Source organism: Oceanicaulis sp. (assembly GCF_965284345.1).
In the GTDB taxonomy this organism is placed as follows: Bacteria; Pseudomonadota; Alphaproteobacteria; order Caulobacterales; family Maricaulaceae; genus Oceanicaulis; species Oceanicaulis alexandrii_A.
Window position 1 is genome coordinate 2,393,143 of record NZ_OZ260073.1, and the last position, 19,365, is coordinate 2,412,507.

A 19,365-nucleotide genomic window follows, 5' to 3' on the forward strand; every position below is an offset into this window, starting at 1 on the left:
CGGGGAAGAGGGGGGGGGGAAGAAGGTGCTCTAAGCCCTACCCATACGCCGCCGCGCGCAGCTTGTGATCGGCAAGCACAAGAGCGGCCATGGCTTCGGCCACGGGCACGCCGCGAATGCCGACGCACGGGTCGTGGCGGCCCTTTGTGACGACTTCGGTTTCCTGAAGGTCCTTGTTGAGCGTCTGGCGCGGAATCCGGATCGAGGAGGTGGGCTTGATCGCCACGCGCACCACCACATCCTGACCGGTGGAGATGCCGCCCAGAACTCCGCCATTATTATTGCTCAGAAATTCCGGCTGACCGTCGGGGCCCTGGCGCATCTGATCCGCCGCGTCTTCGCCGCGCATGGCGGCGGCTTCGAGCCCGGATCCAATTTCGACGGCTTTGGCGGCGTTGATCGACATCATCGCGCTGGCCATGTCCGCATCGAGCTTGCCATAGACGGGTGCGCCCCAGCCGGCGGGCACGTTTGAGCACACCACTTCAATCAGCGCGCCGACCGAGCTGCCGTCCTTGCGGATCTGGTCCATATCGGATTCCCAGAGTTTGGCGGTTTCAGCGTCCGGGCAGAAGAAATCGTTTTCGCGCACCTGATCCCAGTCCCAGCGCGATCGGTCGATCTTGCGCTCTCCGATCTGGACCAGGGCGGCGCGAATGGTGATGTCATCGCCCAGCACCTTGCGCGCCACCGCGCCGGCGGCGACGCGGGCGGCGGTTTCGCGTGCTGAGGAGCGCCCGCCGCCGCGATAATCGCGCACGCCATATTTGGCGTCATAGGTGAAATCGGCGTGGCCGGGCCGCCATGTATCGCGAATGTCGGAATAATCCTTCGAGCGCTGGTCGGTGTTCTCGATCATCAGCGAGATCGGCGCGCCGGTGGTGACCTGACCCTCCGTGCGCTCATCCTCAAACACGCCCGACAGGATCTTCACTTCATCGGCTTCGCGCCGCTGGGTCACATGACGCGAGGTGCCGGGCTTTCGAAGGTCCAGCCAAGGCTGGATATCGCGTTCCGTCAGCGTGATTCCGGCGGGGCAGCCGTCAATGACGCAGCCAAGCGCGAGGCCGTGGCTTTCGCCCCAGCTGGTGAAGCGGAACAGATGACCGAAGGAATTGTGAGACATGGATAGACGCCAGGCAGAAACCGTTACAAGCGCAGCACTCTAGGCGCGCTTTAAGCTGGCGTCACGCGGCGTTGCTGCCGCCGCGGACCCATTTGGCGAAACGGGCGGCGGGTGAGGCTTTGACGAAGCGATCGCAGAACGCTTTCAGAAGATTGGTGTGTGCGTCCGCATCGGCCTGAGCATCCTCGACCTTGGTATCGTCGAACTTTTTCTTCATCGCCGCCAGGCGCTTGAGTTCGGCTTCGCCTTGCTGGTTGAGGTCGGCGTTGACCATCACGTCCTGAACCTTGATGTGAACGCGCCAGAGCGGGTCACCGATCGGCACCACGACCGTACCATTCTTCACCGCGACCGGAATGCGGATCATCGCTTCGCGGTCATGGATCTTGATGGTGCGAATGCCGCCTTTGCGCGCTTCTTCAGGCGTAATGGTGATGTCATGACGGCGCGGCGCAAAGCGGCGCAGCACCTCATAGGCCTTCAGCATGCGCTGGAGCTTGGCGACGGTCTGGGGATCGCCGCCCTCGGCCGTATCAGGGTGAACATCCTTGATCAGCGCGCGAAAGCGGTCACGGACGACGGAGAAATCCTCGTCGCCATCAAGGCCGAAAACCTTGTACGCCTTGACTATCGCTTCATGCGGTTCACTCATAATCATCATATTACACGGGTTTTATTGTCGAATCGTTGACCTGCTCGCGAAGCTGACTAGGTGAGAGGTCTCAATGCCCGTCGGGGCCGTCAGGAGACGTCTTATGAGCGACAAGTCAGTCATTCCGCCCAGCCCCAGCCAGCAAGACTATGAAAAGTCCGAAGCCAACCCGCCCGAAGACATCTTCGCGCGTGAGGACCCCTTCGCTCTGTTCGAGCACTGGCTTGAAGACGCGAAGAAGAAAGAACCCAACGATCCCAACGCCGTCGCGTTGGCCACGGCGGATGCGGATGGCGCGCCGGACGTGCGAATGGTGCTTCTGAAAGGCTTCGATGCGCGTGGCTTCGTGTTTTACACCAACACCGACAGCATCAAGGGCTTGCAGCTTGGCGCCAATCCGAATGCGGCCATGTGTTTTCACTGGAAAAGCCTGCGTCGGCAGGTGCGCGTGCGCGGGCCGATCAGTCAGGTCAGCGTGGAAGAGGCGGACGCGTATTTCAACTCCCGCGCCCGCGACAGCCGCATCGGCGCCTGGGCGTCCAAACAATCCCATAAGCTTGAAAGCCGGTTCGCGCTTGAAAAGTCTGTGGCGAAATATGCCGCCAAATTCAATATCGGCGAGATTCCGCGGCCCGAGAACTGGACCGGCTTCCGGCTTGAGCCCCATCGTATTGAATTCTGGCGCGATCGAGCGTTTCGTCTGCATGACCGAATGGTGTTCGAACGGCCACAGGCGAATGAAAGCTGGTCAGTGAGCCGACTCTATCCTTAAAACTGCAACGCGCCCGGACTACACTGGAAGGGCGTTTTTCTCAGGGCGATCGGGGCTTGGTCATGATTTCGGCATTCCGCACACTTCGGCATATTGTGATCGGCCTCACGGCGGCGCTGGCCATCATCACGCCGCTCTGGTTCGCTGCGGCGGGTCTGGGGACCCGGTTCGGGTTTTGGGGTTACTCGTTTGGTCTGCTCCAGATGACGTTTGGCTGGGGCCCCAATCTTCTGTTTGCGGCGCTGGGCGCGGGCGTCATCAGCCTGATCTTGCTGATCGCCTATCGTATTGCGTTCGGCAAAGCCAATGCGCCGGGCGCAGGCGGCTGGATCGCAGCGGTGCTGGCGATCGCCGTCGGGGCGGGCGGATTGGGCTATGCGGCGTCGGTGCGTGAAATGGCCGGTCAGATCCCGCCGATCCATGACATCAGCACGGACACTCAGAACCCGCCGCAATTCTCCGACGCACTGATCGACCGTCGCGGTCCGGACGCCAATTCAGTGGATTACGCCTCCAAGATTGATCCGCGCTCTGAGCGCCCGCTGCCGGAAGTTCAGGCCGAAGCCTATCCCGACATCCAGCCGATCATCGTCGGTGTCGAGCCAGAGCTCGCTTATCAGGCGGCGCTCAATACAGCGCGCGATCTTGGCTGGAAAATCGGCACCGAGTCCGAAAGCGCGGGCATGTTCGAAGCGACCGACACCACATTCTGGTACGGGTTCAAAGATGATGTGGTGGTGCGTGTGACTGCGCTGGAGGAGGGCGGTTCGCGCATTGACGCACGCTCTGTCAGCCGGGTCGGCGTGTCTGATCTGGGCGCCAATGCAGCGCGGATCAGCCGGTTTGAAGAGCGTTTGCGCGCTTCGCTGGGCGAAGGCGCCTAAGCGTCAGGCCCCTCAAGCGAGGGCGTAGCGGGTGTCGAGCCCGGGCGCGCCCTCGCACACGGCCTTGCCCTGCTCCACCAGATGGATCATGTGCGCCAGCACGGAATGCGCGGCGGCGGGATGCAAGCGCTTGTCCACGTCGGCATACATCACCGCGACCATCGCCTTGATCGTGTCCTGACCATCCTGAAGCTGGGCCAGCACTTGCGCCTCGCGGTTTTCACGATGGGCGATATAGGCGTCCAGAAAAGGCTGGGGCTCAGTGATCTGGGGGCCGTGGGTGGGCCAGATGGTTTCAAAGTTTAGCGCCTGAACGCGTTTGAGCTGCGCCAGATAATCCCGCATCGATCCGTCTGGCGGGCTGACCACCGAGGTGGACCAGCCCATCACATGATCGCCTGAGAACAGGGCGTTCTCCTCCTTGAGCGCATAGCACACATGGTTGGAGGTGTGCCCCGGCGTATGAAGCGCGGTCAGCGTCCAGTCCGGCCCGGTGAACTGGGCGCCGTCCTCGATCTGCACATCGGGCTGGAAGCCCAGATCATCGCCCGCCTCCATGCGCACTTCGCCGCCTTCAGGCTCGGTCACGCGCGGCATGCGGCCATAGACCTGGCAGCCATGTTTTTGCGCCAGCGTATGGGCGAGGGGGGAATGGTCGAGATGGTGATGGGTGACGAAGACATGACTGACCCGCTCACCGTCGAGCGCGGCGTCGAGCGCCGCTTCATGTTCGGGCAGGGCGGGGCCGGGATCCAGGACCGCCACCTCGCCTGTGCCGATGATGAACACGCCGGTGCCTGTGAAGGTGAAACTGCCCGGATTGGGCGCGATCACCCGGCGGATACGCGGGCTCATCTGATCGCAACGCCCATAGTCGAAGTCGAACTCTCGAACGAAAGGGATGGCGCTCATGACGAAGTCTCCACAGGGGTCAGGCGGGCGTCCACATTGGCGCGCAAGGCATGGGCCAGTTTGCGGGTCGCAGTCATTTGGTCTTTCAGGGGCAGGGCGATCGGCGGCCCCATATCGGTCTTGTTCACATCCACGATCCAGATCTCACCCGTCCGGCGGTCGCGCAGCACGTCCAGCCCGCCCCAGTCGAGCGCCATGGCGCGGCAGAAGGTGCGGATCAGCGCGCGCTCCTCTGCGCTGAACACCGTATCGGGATCGAGCAAACGCACTTCGCTGTTGTGATTGGCGAACCGGTCGGGGAGGGGGCGGCGCTTCAAGAACACCACGCTGAGTTCGCCATTCACCGTGGGGCAGCGCAAATCCTCGACACAGCCGTCATCAGCGCTGTTATCGATCAGGCGTTGATAGGCGATGCCGGGCTCAGGGCGGACCGGGCCGGTCAGAATCCGGCCGTCATGGGCGCCGTTCAACTCGGACTTGGCGACCATCTCGCCGCTCCATTCCTCTGAATTGACCGCCAGCGCCCGGCCGCTGACCTGTTCAAAGACGCGTGCGACTTCGGATTTGGACGTGTCGGCGCAGGCGGCGTTGATGTCCAGGCTGCTGCTCTCGCGGGCAGGCGTGACCGTCGTCAGGTCTTCAAAATGGAACTGCAGGTCGGCGTCTTCAGGCTGGTCCGCGATTCGCAGACCCGCGAGCTGGACCACCGGCCAGATCAGATACCAGGGCCGCGGCCGATCAGGCGTGAACCAGATACGCGGACCGTCCGCCCTGATGCGACGCCGTTCCAGTTCGATACGCGCATGATAGCCCATCCAGGACAGGGTTTCGGTCACGATCCCGAAATCAAGGGGGATGCGGGCGCCGGTCTTGCGAACTTGCACCACATTGCCCTCAAGCTGGAAATCGCGCCACCACGCGGTCGTCGTCATTGCTCTGCCCATCCTTGATACGGTTACACGATACCCGCCCTTCGGTCTGGCGCAATTCACGCTCGATCACAGCGGCGCGCTTTTTGCGTCACACATTCGTGTACGCCAGCATGGGGAGCGTTATGACTCGATTGAACGCGGCCAGCGTCTTTGTCAGCCGACGTGTCAGATTACTGCTGATGGCGGCGGTCCTGATCGGCTGTCTGAAAGCGGGCCTGAGCGGTGCGCAAACACAGCCGCAGACGGTCAGCCAGCGCTCAGTTCCTATTCATGCGGGTGTGGATATCTCTTCTGGGATGCACGCTGAACGCGCTCAAAGTCCGGACAAAGATTGACCCATTTTGAGACAACGCACCTAGAACTTGTTGAATTCACGTCCGATTTGGGGCTCACTGCGGGTCGTCCTTGATCCTGTACTGTGTAACCCTCACAAAGCGGACTTCATACAGATGTCAAAAAGCGCCCCATGATCGGTTATATCGCCCGCCGCATACTCGTCGCGATCCCCACACTGCTGGTGATCATCACGCTGGCGTTTTTCATGATGCGTTTCGCGCCGGGCGGACCGTTCGATCTTGAACGCCCCATGCCTGAACAAACCCGCCAGAACCTGCTGGCGAGCTATGGCATGGACCAGCCGGTGGCCAAGCAATATCTCGACTATCTGGTCGACCTGGCGCAATTTGATCTCGGCCCATCGCTGAAATTCCGCGACAAGTCTGTCTCCCAGATCATCGCTGAAGGCTTTCCGGTCTCCGCCACTGTGGGCCTGTTGTCCATGGGGCTGGCGGTGTTTATCGGGACGATATTGGGATCGATTGCCGCGCTCAGGCAAAATACGGCCGTCGATTACGGGGTGGTCGGGTTCGCCACAGTGGGGATCGTCATCCCGCCCTTTGTGGTGGGGCCGATACTGGCGCTGGTGATCGGGATCTATCTGGGCTGGCTGCCGTCAGGCGGGCTCGATCCGCGACACGGCATGACCGTCGAGCGCATGATCCTGCCGGTGATCACCCTGGCTCTGCCGCAGATCGCCATCATTTCGCGCCTGATGCGGGCGAGCATGATCGAGGTGATCCGCTCCAACTTCATCCGCACGGCGCGCGCCAAGGGGCTGAGCCCGTTCGCTGTGATCAGCCGGCACGCCCTGCGCGCCGCGATCCTGCCGCTGGTCAGCTATCTGGGGCCGGCCACCGCCGCTCTGCTGACGGGGTCCATCGTGATCGAGCAGGTCTTCTCGCTTCCGGGCGTCGGACGACAGTTCGTGTTTGCGGCGCTCCAGCGCGACTATACCGTCGTGATGGGCGTGGTGATCCTGTACGCCGGCCTGATCATCGCGCTCAATCTGGTCGCGGATCTGCTGTACGCCGTGCTCAATCCTAAAGTGAAGTTCGACTGATGGTTCTGACCTCCACGCCGCAAGAAAAAGCCGAGCTCATGGAGCAGAGCGCCGTCAAGGGTCGCTCGCTCTGGGATGATGCGCGCACGCGCCTTCTGCGCAACAAGGCCGCCGTGGCCAGCTTGATTGTGCTGGGGCTTCTGGTCTTCCTGGCCCTGATCGGCCCGCTCCTGTGGGTGCACGACAGCACGTTCATCTATCGTGACAAGGTCCAGATCGGGCCGACCTTCACCGATCTGCATATCTTTGGCACCGACGCTCAGGGGCGCGACCTGTTCGCGCGGGTGCTGGTGGGCTTGCGCATGTCCTTGATGGTGGGCGTGGTGGCGACCTTCGTCTCCCTGATCATCGGGGTGACCTGGGGCGCTGTGGCCGGCTTTCTGGGCGGACGGATCGACCAGCTGATGATGCGGGTCGTGGATGTTCTGTACTCGCTGCCCTTCATCTTCTTCGTCATCATCTTGATGGTGGTGTTCGGTCGGAACATCATCTTGATCTTCGTCGCCATCGGGGCGGTGGAATGGCTGACCATGGCGCGCATCGTGCGCGGTCAGACGATCTCGCTGAAGAATATGGAGTTCGTTGAGGCCGCTCACGCCGCCGGCGTGTCGCAACTGTCGATCATCCGCCGCCATATCGTGCCCAATGTGCTGGGTCCGGTGGTGGTCTATGTGACGCTGACCATTCCAGTTGTGATCCTGGCGGAAAGCTTCCTCAGCTTCCTGGGGCTCGGGGTGCAGGAGCCGCTGACTTCGCTGGGCAATCTGATCTCCAATGGCGCGCGCGATATGGAGATCGCGCCCTGGACGCTGATCTTCCCGGCGCTGACCATGATGCTGACCTTGTTCTGCTTCAACTTCATTGGCGACGGCTTGCGGGACGCCATCGATCCAAAGGATCGCTAACCGCAGTCGCCCCCCCAAAAAAAGATGGCGCTGATTTCAGCGCCATCTTTCATTTCAGGGTTCTGTTCGGGCTAATCGCGGGTTATCGCGTCCGCCGGACCTGGATCGCAGTGCCGCGATCATTGATCCGCAGCAGGTGAATGCCGGTCGATGTACGGCGAATATGGGCATGGGCCACGCCGCGCGACGGCATCCGGTGGCTCTGGGCCCGGGTCTGCTCCCAGACCTGCCCGTTTGTCATGTAAAAGCGCCCCTGCTGGTAGTTGAACTCCTGATAGCGCTCGATTTCCATGATGACCTTGATCGCACGTCCATCCCGTCCGCGTTCCTGGACCTCGACGCCAGACCGGGAGGCGGCGAGGGTGTCTGCTCGCGCCAGCACCTCTTCGCGCGTTTGCGGCTCTGCAGAAGCCTGAGCTGTCTGTGTGCTCTGAGCGTCGGCGGTCTCAACTGTGTCTGCCGTTTCTGTGTTGTCTGCGGCGACTGCAGCGTCAGCTGTTTCGGGGCTCAGATCCGCCAGCGCCTCATTCTGTCCAGGCGAGGTCAGCGAGCGGGCGAGTGCGCCGATATTGGGCAGTGACAGCCCGAATGAGTCCCGTTCCGCGGTGTCGACATCTTCGCGGGTGACCGCCAGAACCGCACCGGTATCCAGACTGCTTTCGAGAACAGCCGAGGTTCTGTCAAAACAGGCCAGGCGGTCTGCGCTATTTTCCAGAGCCCGGCATTCCACGACGGCCCGCAGAGGGGCTTCGGCATTGGTGGTCTGGCCAAACGCCGGAGCGATAAAGAACGCGCACGCGCCCAAATGGGCGAGTGCGGTTTTGGATTTGGGCATGAACATCGAATGTACTCCAGTTTCGAGTCAGACTTATTGGACGCGCTCGGCGCGGAATCGGCGGCTGGGATGATTGCTCAGACGCAGAAAATGCGCGCCCAGAACACCCGTTTCGATATCTGCTCTCACGCCATCGCGCAGGGCGCGGCTCGAAATGCGAGGCAAGCGTGTGGAGTCAGTCTGATCCCAGACCTGCCCATTGCTGAGCGTCACCCGCAGCATGCCATTGCGCAAAGACACATCTGACACTGGCACGCCGACCAGGCTTTCAAGCGCCCCGCTGGCGTCATAGGTGGCGGTGGAGCCGTCCTCGAGCGTCTCGACCTCGGCGACGGCCGCCGCCTCGTCAGCTTCATTGCGGCGCAAGATGCCCCCCAGCCGTCCGACGCTCGGCAGGTTCAGCCCGAAGCTCGCGCGCTCCACTTCGCGCAGGGCGCGGCGTTCGACGACGACGATCCGTCCTGATTCGGTAGCCTGGGCCAGAACGGCCAGGTGTTCGTCCTGACAGGCCAGGCGGGCGGCGTCGTCGCTCAATGCGCGGCAGGCGAGCAAGCGATTCAGCGTTTCAGGCTCGCTTTGCGCGTCCTGCGCCAGGGAGGGCGCGCTCGCCCCCAACACTGCTATCACAGCGGCAAGGGATCTCAGTTGCATGTCATATGTCCGATTTTCACTTGAATTCTCACCCATTTCCCTAGGAAATTAAGATCACGTCAACCATAACGCTTTCATCACCCGGTGAATTATCCGGGTAAGGCAGGTAGGCTCACCATCATTTATGAGAGATGATGCTGAGAGACGCCATAACTAGCACGCAGAAGCGATAACCGATCACTGGGGAGCCTGATCATAATGACCATCACTCGACGACTGAGCCTTCTTCTCATGGCTGGCGCATCGGCGCTGGCGCTGACAGCATGCGGAGGGGGCGGCGACAGCGCCGATAGTGACGGCGTGGTCTTGCATCGCGGCAACGGCGCAGAGCCGCTGACGCTTGATCCGCACAAAGCCTCGGGCACATGGGAAAACAATATCATCGGCGACATGTTCATCGGTCTGTTCACCGAGAACGCTGAGGCCGAGCCCATTCCGGGCATGGCGACCGATTGGAGCGTCACCGAAGACGGGATGAGCTGGACCTTCACCTTGCGCGAAGCGGTGTGGAGCGATGGGGAACCGGTGACGGCGGAAGATTTCGAATACGCCTTTCGCCGCATTCTGGATCCGGCGACTCTGGCGAACTACGCCTCGCTGCTCTATCCGATCCGCAATGCGCGTCAGGTCAATGCGGGCGAGCTGCCGCCTGAAGAGCTGGGCGTCACCGCGATCGACGCACAAACCTTGCGCATTGATCTGGAATTCCCCGCCCCGTATCTGCCCGGCCTTCTGACGCACTACACCACCTTCCCCGTGCCCCAGCACGTGGTGGAGCAGTATGGCGACGCTTGGGTCCAGCCGCAGAACATTGTGACGAACGGCCCGTACAAGCTGGTGAACTGGCGCGCGAACGATTTCGTCCTGTCTGAACGCAATGAATTGTTCTGGGACAATGAAAATGTCTGCGTGGACGAAGTGTTCTATTACCCCACCGTGGACAACCCCGCCGCCGAGCGCCGTGTGCGGAATGGCGAGCTGGACCTGAACGTTGATTTCGCGGGTCAGAATCTCGACTTCCTGCGCCGTGAAATTCCCGACTATGTGCGGGTGCACCCCTATCTCGGCATTGTGTATTTCGCGTTCAACACCACCGAAGCGCCGTTTGACGATCCGCGCGTGCGCAATGCGCTCTCCATGGCTGTGGATCGTGAGTTCATCGCCACAGACATTCTGCGCGCCGGTCAGATTCCGGCCTATAGCTTTGTTCCGCCGGGCGTGAACGCCTATCCCAGCGATGCGCGCGTCACCTGGGAAGATGTGTCAGTGGAAGAGCGCCGCGAAATGGCGCGCGAGATGCTGATCGAGGCCGGCTATGGCCCTGACAATCCGCTGCGGTTTGAATATTCGCACCGCACTACGGGCGATAATCCGCGCGTGGCGCCGGTGGTGCAGCAAGACTGGTCGCTGATCGCAGACTGGGTGCAGCCTGAGATCGTCGGCATCGAGACCCAGATCCATTACGCCAATTTGCGTGCAGGCGATTTTAGCCTCGGCGATGGCGGCTGGATCGGCGATTATAATGACGCCTACAACTTCCTCTTCCTGGGCGAGACTGACTCCGTGCCCATGAACTATTCGCGCTGGTCCAACCCTGAATACGACGCGCTGGTGGAACAGGCGAACCGGACGCTGGATGCGGAAGAACGCGGGGATCTGTTGTCTGACGCCGAGCAGATCCTGCTCGATGACAGCCCGTACATGCCGCTGGTCTATTACGTGAACAAAGCGCTGGTGAACCCGGCTGTGACCGGATGGGAAGACAATCTCACCCACATCCACCGTACGCGCTATCTGTGCATGGCCGAGACCGACTGATCGAGACCTGACGGGGGCGAGGGTGAGCGATAATTTTGATCCCGCGGCGCAGGCCGTCACTGATCACGCCATTGCGATGGGCGTGGCGGCGGGCCGGGGATCAACACGTCGCAAGCCTTCGCGCCCGGCGGTTCTTCGCGCGGATACGCCAGAGGGCGTGTGCGCCAATTGCGAGACCAAGCTCGAAGGTCCGGTCTGCCATATGTGCGGGCAGGTCGATGATGAATATCACCGGCCGGTCCATGGCTTGTTTTCAGAAGTCATCGAGGGGTTGTTGGCGCTGGACGGGCGGGTCGCCCGCACCCTTCCGGCTCTTTTGCTGTTTCCGGGACGCGTCACGCGCGCTTTCCTGAAAGGCAAGCGGATGCGGTACATGCCGCCCTTCCGCCTCTACATCATCGCGTCGCTTTTGTTCTTCTTGCTGGTTCCGCTGAGCGGAAATCTGGGGGATATGGCGGACGGCATGCAGGAAGGGTGGAATAATTATGAGCCGAACGGTGTGGACTTGTCAGCCGCCCGGCTTGAAATCGAGGAGCAGGTCGCAGCCGGGGCCATGACCGAAGAGGAGGCCGAGTACGCGCTGCAGGCTCTGGAACGCATCGGCTTCTCAACAGGACGTGACCCCGAGGCGCAAGATGCGCTGGTCACAGATACTGATTCCGGCGCGGTTTTTCACCTGACGCCGCTGGGGCCGAAGAGGCTTCAGGGCTCAGAGACGCCGACCAATCCTGACAAGATCGCCGCTGCAGACTTTAGCTTGCCTGCGGTCGAGGCGCCGGCGACGGGCGTGGCCGACAAGCTGGAGGCGCCACTTGCTGAGACAAGCGCCGCCACCCCCTTTATCACTGGAATTATGGCGACGCCGGATGGCGAGACCTCGGACTTTGATCCCTATCAAAGCAATGTCTCGGGCAACAATATCCGTCAGTTCTTTGCGCCTGAGGATTTCGGCGAGCCTGCGCCGCAAACCATCTGGCCGCTGGAAATGCGCCGCTATCTGGGCGAGCGTTTCGCGAACGTCGCTGAAGATCCGGGCGACTGGCTGGACTCGGCGGCGGACTGGGTCCCCCGGGTCATGTTCGCCATGGTGCCGGTCTACGCCTTGCTGCTGGGCCTGGTCTATGTGTGGCGGCGGGGCTTTTATCTCTACGATCATATGATCGTCTCGCTGCATTTTCACGCGGCGCTGTTTCTGTCCATGGCGATCCTGAGCAAGGCGGGTCTGCTGATCGGCGCGGGCTGGGCGACCCTGGCGATGATCGTGTATTCCAACCTGTATCTCTACAAGCTGCATCGCAACGTCTATGAGCGGGGCCGGTTCCAGTCCGTCGTGCGCACACTGACGCTCTCGGTTCTATACGGCTTCGTTCTGCTTCTAGGCGTGTTTGCGGTCTTCATGCTGGGCGCGATTATCGGTTAGTGCGGTTGTTCGGCGGGTGCTGTCAGATCCGCCCCCTGAGCGCGTAACCGGGCCTGCTGACGCAAGAGCGCCTGAGCTTGGGGCGTTTGCAGCAGCTGGTTGAGCGCCTGCGCGCTCTGCACCGTGTCCAGGCTGACCCCGAACAATGCCTGCAAGGCTTCAAGACCCTCAGGCCGCGCCGGGAAACGCTGCAGGCGGATGCGCTGGGTCTCGCTCAGCCCGGCCAGTGCGCGTGCCGAGGCAAGGGCGGCGTCAAACCCGCCCAGCTCGTCCACCAGGCCCAGCTCCAGCGCTTGCGCGCCTGTCCAGACCCGACCGCGGGCGATCTGCTGGATGCGCGCCAGCGGCATGTCGCGGCCTTCGGACACTTTGAGGGTGAAGTCCTCATACACGTCTTCGGCCAGCCGGGCGTAATCGGCGGCTTGTGTTTCGGACCAGGATTGGGCGGGTGATTGGGCCAGCGTGAATTCGCCGCCCACATAAAGCGGATCAAGATTGAGCCCCAGCCGGCTCAGGGCCTCATCGGCCACCAGCTTGCCGCCATACATGCCGATCGAGCCGGTCAGGGTTGTGGCCTGGGCGATGATCCGGTCAGCGGGGGCGGCGATGTAATAGCCGCCCGACGCCGCCGTCGCCCCCATCGAGGCGATGACAGGCTTGCCCGCCTGGCGGGCTCGCATTACCGCATCCCAGATCTGATCAGACGCAATAGCGGATCCGCCGGGCGAATCAATGCGCAGGATGATGGCGCGAACGGCGCTGTCGCGCGCGGCGGCGTCGATGGCGTCGGCCAGGGTGTCGCCGCCGATGACCGGCCCGCCCAGCCCGCTGTCGGATGCGCCGGTGACGATGCCGCCCTGCGCTTCAACCAGGGCGATGACGGGCGCTTGCGCGGGGGCCGGGCTGGCGGGTTGTCTGTGATAGAGGGCGATGTCGACAAGCCGCGCATTGGGGCCGGCGCGATCAAGCACGCTCTGGCGGGCGGCGGCCACATGCCCCAAACGGTCCACCAGGCCCAGATCGAGCGCCTGCTCAGCGGAATAGGGACCCGCCTCCACAAGCTCGCGCAAGCGCGCGGGATCAGCGCCGCGTGAGCGGGCGATGGCGGCGAGCGCCGTGTCATGGATCGAGCCCAGCCAGCTTAACGTGGCTTCACGGTGGGCCTCGGTATAGCCGGTCTGGGTCAGAGTATCGGCGGCGTTCTTGAATTCATGAAACTGGACGAATTGCGGCTGCACGCCGAAGCGTTCAAACATCCCCCCCAGAAACAGGGTTTCAACGCTGAGGCCCACGGCGGTGAAGCTGGCGCTGTCCTGCATCCAGATCTCGTCTGCGCCGCCCACGGCGAAGTAGGGCAGCACCGAACCGCCCTCAAACCCCTGGGCATGGGCGATGACGGGTTTGCCGGCTGCGGAGACGCGGGCCAGCAGGGCGTGAATCTGTTCGGCCTGGGCTGCGGGCAGGCTGACTGTGTTGGCCCGTACGAAAACGGCGGCCACGCGCGAATCCGTGCGCGCGCGCTCCAGCGCTTGGGACAGCTCTACGATGGACAGCGGTTCGGCGAAGGCGAACGGAGAGGACGAGGGTTGGTCCAGGCGCGGCGTTCTGAGATCAAGCTCAAGCACCATCGCGCGCCCCGGCAGGACAGGGGCGTCTGACGTGGCTGCGGACTCCAGAGCCGCGCCGATCAGGCCGCCGATCAGAAAGATCAAAAACACCACACACAGAATCGCACCGGCGATCACGCCGGCGATGGACCCGAAAAATGTCAGCCAGAATTGTTTCATATGCTTCGCACGGCCTCGCCGCGCACCCCCTTGAACCCTAACAATGTCTTAAGGGGCGTCGCGGGGCAGGTCGATATCTGGGTGTATGAGAGCGGCCGGTTCGCGCGTGAGTGTGGCGTGGAAGCGACTCAACAGGGCCTGACGCCAACAAAAACGCGCCTTCCGGGAGGAGGGCGCGCATGTCCTGTAAACAGGGCGGGAATAACTGGTCGGAGTAGCAGGATTTGAACCTGCGACCCCTGCCTCCCGAAGACAGTGCTCTACCAGGCTGAGCTATACTCCGAACCGAGGGCGGGCTTATAGACCGAAGGGCCTGAAAAAGGCAATGACATCTTCACAGCTGGAATACAGCTGTCGAAAGTGCAGCACAGGGCGTTGCATCCTGCGTCGGGCCGGGCTAATTACCGCGGCCCGTGACCCGAGTGGTCACCCGGTTGGGGCGTCGCCAAGTGGTAAGGCAGCGGTTTTTGGTACCGCCATTCCCAGGTTCGAATCCTGGCGCCCCAGCCATACTCTTCACATCAGATATGTAAGTATAACACGCTATTTCAGCGTGAAACGGCGTGGCCTGGGCGCCACGCGCGGGCTCTTAACGTCTGCGACGCGGTCAATTGCAGTTAATGGCGAAAGCTTTTCAGACGCGTCTTCAAATTGGCGCGGATGTCCGGTGCGGACGCTAAATCGCCCTTGATTCACAGGCTATTTCTGAAGATGCGGTAATGTCTGGCGTCGTCGTAAAACGATGATGCTTGAGCGTTAGAACAGAGGACCGGACCAGTCGGATACGGCGCGTCTCGTGTTTGAGCGGTTGATCGGCCAACTCAGCCGGTGCTAGCGTTCGTCCAAACTATAGAGACGGCGGACCACGCCGCGTTGCAAGATGAGGGCGACATCGCTGATGTCGGTCTCGTTTACTTATTATTGGCCCTTGGTAATCCAGGGTCATCGCGCGGTGCGCCGCGGTATTTGTGTTTTTGGGGGGCCGATACCGTCGCGGAGACGATCGGTGCACCGATAAAGCGAGGGAAACGGAGCGCGCAGTCATTGTGATCGCGCCGGCTACTGTGAGGCAAAATATGTCCATGACGTTCAAAGGAATCCGCACGACGCTTGCGGCGAGCGCCGCCGCGCTCGTCGTCGCGGGCGCTGCGCATGCGCAGCTCGACCGGGCGCTTGAAGTGGCGCGTCAGTCCACTCAGGACGGCGCTCAGGCCCAAGAGCAGATCAACCGTCTGGCGGACGCCGCCGACAACGCGGAACGCGAATATCTGGCGGTTCGCGAACAGATCGAATCCCAGCGCGTCTTCATCGCGCAACAGAACGTGTTCCTGCGCTCGCAGGAAAACGAGCTGGCCGGTCTGCAAAGCCAACTCGAGCGCGTGGGCAACATCGAACGCGATCTCGCGCCGATGATGCTGGAAATGTTCAACGCGCTGGAAGACTTCATCGCGTCCGACATGCCCTTCCGTATCGACCAGCGCACCCAGCGTCTGGACAATATTCGTGAAGTTCTGGGCGAGGCGGCTGTCTCTCCGGCTGAGAAATATCGTCTGCTGCTGAACGCTTTCGAGATTGAATCTTCCTATGGCCGTTCCCTGAACGCCTATTCGGAAGAAGTCGTGGTCGACGGCGTTCCCCAGGAAGCCAACATCCTTCAGATCGGCCGTGTGGCCCTGATCCGTCAGATTGGCGGCGATCTGGCCATCATGACCCACGACAACCAGACCTGGCGTCCGGTTCCGTCGTCCATGTCGTCCAATGTTCAGCGCGCCTTCCGGATCGCGAACGAAGTGACCACCCCGGAAGTGTTCGAGGCCCCGCTGCCGGGCCCGACCGCGGGTTAATGTGAGACGGGAGAGCAAACCAATGAAACGCATTCTTACATCGATTGCGGCCGTCTCGCTGATCGCCGGTGCGGCGTCGGCTCCGGCCTTCGCACAAGCCGACCGCGAACCGGTCACATCCATTTCCCAGCTGCTCGAGCGGGTCCGTCAGGACAGCCGCGACGCCGCTGCGGAAAACCAGCGCCGTCTGCAAGAGTTCCGCTCCGAGCGTGACCGTCAGGCGTCTCTGCTGAGCCAGGCCCGCAACGAACTGGCGTCCCTGGAAGCCCAGTCCGAGCGTCTGCAGGCCCAGTTCGACGCCAACGACCAGCAAATCGCCGAGCTCGACGCCGAGCTTCGCGAAGCTCAAGGCGCTTTCGGCGAGCTGTTCGGCGCTGCGCGTCAAACGGCTGGCGAATTCGGTTCGATCATCGAATCCTCCATGGTGTCCGCCCAGTATCCGGGCCGCGCCGAACCTCTGCAGGAACTGGCCCAGAGCCGCACCCTGCCGGAGCGTTTCGAGCTGGACGCCATCTGGCAGACCATGATCAACGAGATGGAAGGCCAGGCGGAAGTCACGACCTTCAACGCTCGCGTGCTGGGTCTGAACGAAGGCAACCCGGTCCCCGTGACCCGCGTCGGTCCGTTCATCGCCATGGCGAATGACGGCGGCCCGCTCTTCGTGCAGTGGACCTCTGACGAGAACAACGCGGCAGCCGGCTATCGTCTGGCGAACCTGGAGCGTCAGCCTCCGGCCCGTCTGCTGAGCGCAGCCTCCAACCTGATCAACGCCGAGCCGGGCGAGATCGTCTCCGGTCCGGTCGATCCGTCCCGTGGCGGCCTGCTGCGCATCTATCGCGACGTGCCGAGCCTGTCCGAGCGCTTTGAGCAAGGCGGCATCGTCGCCAAGATCATCGCAGCTCTGCTGATCTTCTCGGCGGCCTTTGGTCTGTTCCGCCTGGTGAGCCTGCTGCTGGTAAACTCGGCGATCAACGCTCAGAAGCGTCGTTCGACCGCGTCCAGCTCCAACCCGCTGGGCCGCGTCATGCTGGCCTATGAGGAAGTGAAAGATCGTCCGACCGAAACCATCGAACTGAAGATCGACGAAGCCATTCTTCGCGAGACTCCGAAGTTCGAGTTCGGCCTGAACTTCCTCAAGCTGGCGGCTGGCGTCGCGCCGCTGCTCGGCCTGCTGGGCACCGTGACCGGCATGATCCGGACCTTCACCCAAATCACGCTCTTCGGCACCGGCGACCCCACCATCATGGCAGGCGGTATTTCCGAAGCCCTGGTGACGACGGTGTCCGGTCTGATCGCGGCGATCCCGCTCTTGTTCATCCACTCGTTCGCTGCAAGCTTTGCTCGCGGCGCCCAGAGCGCACTGGAAGAACAAGCGGCAGGCATTATCGCCCGTCACGCCGAAGAGAAATCCGCAGGTTAAGGAAACAGACCTATGGATATCTCAGGCGCCCTCACAGGTCTCCAGGAATTCCTGGAACGCGGTGGTCCGATCCTGACCTGGATCATGGCCCTGACCTTCGTGATGTGGGCGTTCATCCTGGAACGCATGGCGTATTTCGGTTTCGCGCACAAAGGTGCGGCGGACCGGGCGCGAAAGGAATGGGGCGCACGTAGCGACCACCATTCCTGGAACGCTTACGCCATCCGGGATCAGCTCATTAGCGAAGTGAAGGCCAAGGCCGACCAGAATGTGGAATTGATCAAGACGCTTGTCGCGGTCGCTCCTCTCTTTGGTCTGCTGGGCACGGTGACCGGGATGATCTCGGTGTTCGACGTCATGTCGATCTCCGGTTCATCCGATGCTCGCGCCATGTCGGCGGGGGTGGCTCGCGCCACCATCCCGACCATGGCGGGCATGGTCGCATCCTTGTCCGGACTGCTTTTCTCCAACCAGATCGAGCGGATGGCCAAAACCAAGGTCCATCAACTCGCAGACGAGCTGGAGGTGGACTAGGCCATGCGTAGAAAAGTCAAACGCGGAAGCGATAACGCCGACGTCGATATGACGCCGATGTTGGACATCGTCTTCATCTTGCTCATCTTCTTCATCGTCACGGCGACCTTCCTGCAGGAGCAGGGGATTGATATGCGTCCCCCGCCCCCGTCTGAAAATGAGCCGACCGAGCCGAACCCGGTGATCCTGGTCCAGGTGAACGACCGCAATCAGGTCTTCGTCAACCAGGACCCCACCAGTGAACTTCGTGTGCTGGCGGCGGTGTCGCGGATCCGGGCTGAACAGCCTGACTCTGCGGTGCTGATCGAAGTGGCCGACGAAGCGCTGCACGGCACGATCGTCCTGATCTGGGATGAAATGAAGGCGAACAGCATTCCCGTTTCAATCACTCGCGCCGAAGGCGGCGAGGGATAACGGACCGGGAGAGGAGACAAGCCAATGGCTCGCCGACAAAGCCGCGTGCTGCAAGATGACGAAGAAGTCCAGCTGGACATGACGCCGATGCTCGACGTCGTGTTCATCCTGCTCATCTTTTTCATCGTGACAGCTGTGTTCGTTAAAGAGCCAGGCGTCGATATTTTCCGTCCTGAATCCCAACTTCAGGAAAGTGAAAAACCGACCCTGCTCGTGGCCGTAACGGCCAATGACGAAATTTATGTGGACGGAAATGTTTACGAGCTCGCGCAGCTTCGTAACGCGTTCGAGCAACTCCGGGAGGAGAACCCCCGCGCCGAAGCCATGATCCAGGGTGATCTTGGCGCACCGGCCGGGACCGTTCTCGATGTCCAGGAATTGCTGATGGACATGAGCATTCCCGTTAAAATCTCAGTTGAGGAAGGATAGGGGGACGCGATGGCTAGTATAATCCGTCTTCTCGTCGGCGTACCGATCGCCGCCGTGATCACCTTCCTGCTGTTCATGCTGATGATGCGTCTCATCCTGACCGATGAAGTCGAGCTGGAAGAGGCGCGTGATGAACTGTCGATCTCCATTTCGGAAGAAATCGAGGATCTCTCAGTCCGTCAGCGTGAAGTCACCATGGATGACGTGAACGACGTCGAACCTCCGCCCCCGCCGCCTCAAATCGAGCGGCAAGTGGCTGAGGCTCCGGCTGAGGACATGAACACCATCGCTGGTGAAATTCCTGAGTTCGACGCACCGGATCTGGGCAGCGGCGATGTCAGCTTTGACGTCTCCGACCGTGACGCCCAGCCGATGGTGCGCATCCCGCCGCAATACCCGCCTCGGGCGGCTGAGCGTGGCGTGGAAGGCAACTGCCTGATGCAGTTTGACGTGACGCCGGATGGGACGCCGACAAACATTGTGGCGCTGGATTGCTCCAGCTCGCTGTTTGAACGCTCCAGCATCCGGGCCGTGGAACGCTGGCGGTACGAACCCAGAATTGAAAACGGCAATGCGGTCTGGCGTCGGGGCGTGCAAACGTCTCTCGACTACCAGTTGTCTGACTAAGCAG

At 61.8% G+C, this 19,365-nt stretch carries 19 protein-coding genes and 2 tRNA genes; 13 read left to right on the top strand and 8 right to left on the bottom strand.

Annotation, left to right across the window (positions count from 1 at the left end):
- Positions 1 to 37: 37 nt before the first annotated feature.
- Together aroC and ACQ66J_RS11580 are read right to left on the bottom strand one after the other, a co-directional pair.
- Positions 38 to 1,126, bottom strand: a complete 1,089-nt coding sequence (gene aroC, locus ACQ66J_RS11575; protein WP_430431753.1) for a chorismate synthase — start codon at positions 1,124 to 1,126, stop codon at positions 38 to 40.
- 61 nt (positions 1,127 to 1,187) lie between these two features.
- Positions 1,188 to 1,778 carry a J domain-containing protein gene (locus tag ACQ66J_RS11580; RefSeq protein WP_430431754.1) on the bottom strand — a complete coding sequence of 197 codons (591 nt, stop codon included), beginning with the start codon at positions 1,776 to 1,778 and terminating at the stop codon, positions 1,188 to 1,190.
- Between the two features lie 103 nt (positions 1,779 to 1,881).
- Between ACQ66J_RS11580 and pdxH the strand changes: the two genes are divergently transcribed.
- Both pdxH and ACQ66J_RS11590 read left to right on the top strand, forming a co-directional pair.
- The gene (gene pdxH, locus ACQ66J_RS11585) at positions 1,882 to 2,550 is read left to right on the top strand and encodes a pyridoxamine 5'-phosphate oxidase (RefSeq protein WP_430431755.1); all 669 of its coding nucleotides are present in this window, start codon (positions 1,882 to 1,884) and stop codon (positions 2,548 to 2,550) included.
- Positions 2,551 to 2,612: 62 nt separating this feature from the next.
- Positions 2,613 to 3,434, top strand: a complete 822-nt coding sequence (locus ACQ66J_RS11590) for a DUF1499 domain-containing protein (protein WP_430431756.1) — start codon at positions 2,613 to 2,615, stop codon at positions 3,432 to 3,434.
- Positions 3,435 to 3,446: 12 nt separating this feature from the next.
- Here ACQ66J_RS11590 and ACQ66J_RS11595 read toward each other — a convergent pair whose 3' ends face one another.
- Together ACQ66J_RS11595 and ACQ66J_RS11600 are read right to left on the bottom strand one after the other, a co-directional pair.
- Positions 3,447 to 4,346, bottom strand: coding sequence for an MBL fold metallo-hydrolase (locus tag ACQ66J_RS11595; RefSeq protein ID WP_430431757.1), 900 nt, complete (start codon positions 4,344 to 4,346; stop codon positions 3,447 to 3,449).
- The gene (locus ACQ66J_RS11600; RefSeq protein WP_430431758.1) at positions 4,343 to 5,278 is read right to left on the bottom strand and encodes a hypothetical protein; all 936 of its coding nucleotides are present in this window, start codon (positions 5,276 to 5,278) and stop codon (positions 4,343 to 4,345) included. The genes ACQ66J_RS11595 and ACQ66J_RS11600 overlap by 4 nt, the downstream gene beginning before the upstream one ends.
- Positions 5,279 to 5,744: 466 nt before the next feature.
- On the opposite strand from ACQ66J_RS11600, the gene ACQ66J_RS11605 reads away from it, so the two are divergent.
- Both ACQ66J_RS11605 and ACQ66J_RS11610 read left to right on the top strand, forming a co-directional pair.
- The gene (locus ACQ66J_RS11605) at positions 5,745 to 6,677 is read left to right on the top strand and encodes an ABC transporter permease (protein ID WP_375549613.1); all 933 of its coding nucleotides are present in this window, start codon (positions 5,745 to 5,747) and stop codon (positions 6,675 to 6,677) included.
- Positions 6,677 to 7,582: an ABC transporter permease subunit gene (locus tag ACQ66J_RS11610; RefSeq protein ID WP_375549612.1), complete on the top strand. Its 906-nt coding sequence runs from the start codon at positions 6,677 to 6,679 to the stop codon at positions 7,580 to 7,582. The genes ACQ66J_RS11605 and ACQ66J_RS11610 overlap by 1 nt, the downstream gene beginning before the upstream one ends.
- An 82-nt stretch (positions 7,583 to 7,664) precedes the next feature.
- On the opposite strand, the gene ACQ66J_RS11615 is transcribed toward ACQ66J_RS11610, so the two are convergent.
- Together ACQ66J_RS11615 and ACQ66J_RS11620 are read right to left on the bottom strand one after the other, a co-directional pair.
- A complete protein-coding gene (locus ACQ66J_RS11615; RefSeq protein ID WP_430431759.1) occupies positions 7,665 to 8,423 on the bottom strand; it encodes a hypothetical protein in 759 nt (252 codons plus the stop codon).
- Positions 8,424 to 8,450: 27 nt separating this feature from the next.
- Positions 8,451 to 9,068: a hypothetical protein gene (locus tag ACQ66J_RS11620; RefSeq protein ID WP_375549610.1), complete on the bottom strand. Its 618-nt coding sequence runs from the start codon at positions 9,066 to 9,068 to the stop codon at positions 8,451 to 8,453.
- Positions 9,069 to 9,266: 198 nt separating this feature from the next.
- On the opposite strand from ACQ66J_RS11620, the gene ACQ66J_RS11625 reads away from it, so the two are divergent.
- Positions 9,267 to 10,886 carry a peptide ABC transporter substrate-binding protein gene (locus tag ACQ66J_RS11625; protein WP_430431760.1) on the top strand — a complete coding sequence of 540 codons (1,620 nt, stop codon included), beginning with the start codon at positions 9,267 to 9,269 and terminating at the stop codon, positions 10,884 to 10,886.
- Positions 10,887 to 10,908: 22 nt separating this feature from the next.
- Complete coding sequence (locus tag ACQ66J_RS11630; protein WP_430431761.1) at positions 10,909 to 12,306, top strand: DUF3667 domain-containing protein; 1,398 nt, start codon at positions 10,909 to 10,911, stop codon at positions 12,304 to 12,306.
- Here ACQ66J_RS11630 and ACQ66J_RS11635 read toward each other — a convergent pair.
- Positions 12,303 to 14,093 (bottom strand): S49 family peptidase, encoded by a 1,791-nt coding sequence (locus ACQ66J_RS11635; RefSeq protein WP_430431762.1) that lies wholly within the window; start codon positions 14,091 to 14,093, stop codon positions 12,303 to 12,305. The genes ACQ66J_RS11630 and ACQ66J_RS11635 overlap by 4 nt on opposite strands.
- A gap of 206 nt (positions 14,094 to 14,299) precedes the next feature.
- Positions 14,300 to 14,376: transfer RNA gene (locus tag ACQ66J_RS11640), tRNA-Pro, on the bottom strand.
- 152 nt (positions 14,377 to 14,528) lie between these two features.
- On the opposite strand from ACQ66J_RS11640, the gene ACQ66J_RS11645 reads away from it, so the two are divergent.
- From ACQ66J_RS11645 to ACQ66J_RS11675, 7 genes are all read left to right on the top strand, one after another.
- Positions 14,529 to 14,603, top strand: a tRNA-Gln gene (locus tag ACQ66J_RS11645).
- 572 nt (positions 14,604 to 15,175) lie between these two features.
- A complete protein-coding gene (locus tag ACQ66J_RS11650) occupies positions 15,176 to 15,937 on the top strand; it encodes a DUF3450 domain-containing protein (protein WP_375549606.1) in 762 nt (253 codons plus the stop codon).
- Positions 15,938 to 15,959: 22 nt separating this feature from the next.
- Positions 15,960 to 17,357 (top strand): MotA/TolQ/ExbB proton channel family protein, encoded by a 1,398-nt coding sequence (locus ACQ66J_RS11655; protein ID WP_375549605.1) that lies wholly within the window; start codon positions 15,960 to 15,962, stop codon positions 17,355 to 17,357.
- Positions 17,358 to 17,369: 12 nt separating this feature from the next.
- Entirely contained in the window at positions 17,370 to 17,891 is a 522-nt protein-coding gene (locus ACQ66J_RS11660) for a MotA/TolQ/ExbB proton channel family protein (protein ID WP_133723682.1), read from the top strand.
- A 3-nt stretch (positions 17,892 to 17,894) separates the two neighbouring features.
- Positions 17,895 to 18,305 carry an ExbD/TolR family protein gene (locus ACQ66J_RS11665; RefSeq protein ID WP_375549604.1) on the top strand — a complete coding sequence of 137 codons (411 nt, stop codon included), beginning with the start codon at positions 17,895 to 17,897 and terminating at the stop codon, positions 18,303 to 18,305.
- A gap of 24 nt (positions 18,306 to 18,329) precedes the next feature.
- Positions 18,330 to 18,734, top strand: coding sequence for an ExbD/TolR family protein (locus ACQ66J_RS11670; RefSeq protein WP_375549603.1), 405 nt, complete (start codon positions 18,330 to 18,332; stop codon positions 18,732 to 18,734).
- Between the two features lie 9 nt (positions 18,735 to 18,743).
- Positions 18,744 to 19,361, top strand: coding sequence for an energy transducer TonB (locus tag ACQ66J_RS11675; protein ID WP_430431763.1), 618 nt, complete (start codon positions 18,744 to 18,746; stop codon positions 19,359 to 19,361).
- The last annotated feature ends 4 nt before the right edge of the window (positions 19,362 to 19,365 follow it).